Here is a 2282-nt window from a genome sequence, read left to right on the forward strand (position 1 = left end):
GTCAACAGCCCGTCCTCGGTGGTGATTTCCGGTGACACCGAAGCCCTTGGCCAAGCCCTCGACGCCCTTGTGGCGGACGGCGTCAGCGCGCGCCGCATCGAAGTCGACTTCGCCTCCCACTCCCGGCAAGTCGAAGCAGTCGAGGAGATTCTGCGTGAGGCGTTCGCCGACATCCGTGCCCAGGCGCCGCTGATTCCCTTCTACTCGACCGTGACCGGTGAGTGGGTGCGGGAGGCGGGTGCCCTGGACGGCGGTTACTGGTATCGGAACCTGCGCGGTCAGGTCCGCTTCGGCCCCGCGATCGCCGACCTGCTGGCCGACGGCCACACCGTCTTCGTGGAATCGAGTGCCCATCCAGCACTCGTCTGGCTCATCAACGAGATCGCCGACGAGGCGAACACCGAGGTCCTGGTGAGCGGTTCGCTGCGCTTTGAGGACGGCGGTCTGCGCCGCCTGTTCACCTCGATGGCCGACCTCTTCGTCCGAGGCGTCCACGTCGACTGGAGCGGCGTCTTCGCGGCCGGAGCCGATGCCCGCCGCGTCGACCTTCCGACGTACGCCTTCGATCACGAGCACTACTGGCTGCCGGCCATGTCTACGGCCGACGCGGCGTCGCTCGGACTGTCCGGGGCCGATCATCCATTACTGGGTGCGGTGGTGGCGGTGCCCGAGACCGGTGGCGGCTTGGGTACCTCGTGGCTGTCGCTTCGTACGCATCCGTGGCTGGCGGACCATGCCGTGGGCGACGTCGTTCTCGTCCCCGGCACTGGTCTGGCGGAGTTGGTAGTGAGGGCGGGCGACGAAGTGGGCTGCGGCACGTTGGAAGAGCTGGTCATTGAGATGCCGCTTGTCCTACCCGCGCAGGGGGGTGTCCGTGTTCAGGTCGCGGTAGGCGGCCCTGAGGAGAACGGCACCCGCTCAGTGGCCGTGTACTCAGCTCGTGAGGACAACGGTGGCGGCACCGGTACGGACGTGTGGACCCGTCACGCTGCCGGTACCCTCACGGCAGCCACTGTCCCCGCTGCTGGTTTCGACTTCACGGTGTGGCCGCCGATCGGTGCGGAGCGGGTGCCGTTCGACGCCGCCGAGTTCTATGAGGATCTGGCAGACCGCGGCTATGTGTACGGTCCGGCGTTCCAGGGTCTGCGTGGGGTGTGGCGGCGGGGCGAGGAGGTGTTCGCCGAAGTCTCCCTGCCGGACGGGCAGCGCGGTGAGGCGAGCCGTTACGGGCTGCACCCGGCGTTGCTCGACGCCGCCCTGCACAGCGGGTTCGTCCAGCCGGCCGGCACCGAGGCCGGCATTCGTGTGCCGTTCGCTTGGAACGGGCTCCGCCTGCACGCCGCGGGTGCCTCTGAACTACGGGTGCGAACGGTACCGTCCGGGCCGGACGCGGTGTCGTTGCAAGCGGCCGACGGGGCCGGCGGTCCGGTGCTGAGCCTGCAATCACTGATTGCCCGGCCGGTGGACGTCGAGCAACTGGATCGAATGGCGACTGACGACGGCCGCGACGCACTGTTCGAGGTGGACTGGACCGAACTGCCCGCGCCTGCTCCGGGCGCCGAACCTCTGCCGTCGTGGACGCTGGTGGCTTCGACCGAGGACGTAACGGAACTGGCAGGCGCCACGGAGGTTCCAGCGGTAGCGGTTCTTCAGGCCCTCGGCGGTGACGGCGAACACGACGCGCTCGCCCTGACCGTCAGAGTGCTCGAGGTCGTCCAGGCGTGGTTCGCTGCCGCGGAGCTGGCTGAATCCCGGCTGGTGGTGCTCACGCAGGGTGCGGTTCCAGCTGATGGTGAGGGGGACGTCAGCGATCCTGCTGGTGCTGCGGTGTGGGGTCTGGTTCGGGCTGCTCAGGTCGAGAACCCGGACCGAGTCGTCCTACTCGATCTCGCTGCCGACTCCGGCCTCGACCTCGCTGGTACCGGGATGGGATCGGTTCTGCCTGCCGTATTGGCCGTCGATGAGCCGCAGGTCGCGGTCCGAGGCACCACGCTGTCCGTGCCGCGGCTCGTTCCTGCCGGTAAGCGGGCCTTGCAGGTACCTGAAGCGCATGAGTGGCGGTTGAGTGCTACTGGTGGCACGCTCGACGGCCTTGTTCTGGTGCCGGAGCCCGGTGTTGCGGCGCCGCTGGCCGCGGGCCAGGTACGCGTCGGCCTGCGAGCGCTGGGCCTCAACTTCCGTGACGTTCTTATCGCGTTGGGGATGTATCCAGGCGCGGCCGAGCTGGGTGGTGAGGGCGCCGGTGTCGTCCTGGAGGTCGGCGAGGGCGTTACGGGTCTGGC

1 protein-coding gene is annotated in these 2282 nt (G+C 68.6%); it reads left to right on the forward strand.

Translation table 11 applies throughout. The annotated features are described in order from the left end of the window. Positions 1 to 2282 (forward strand): polyketide synthase dehydratase domain-containing protein (locus tag ACZ6CL_RS42910; RefSeq protein ID WP_468947005.1); only part of this gene is annotated, 2282 nt, incomplete at both ends.

This window comes from Streptomyces sp. NPDC041200, assembly GCF_055591805.1.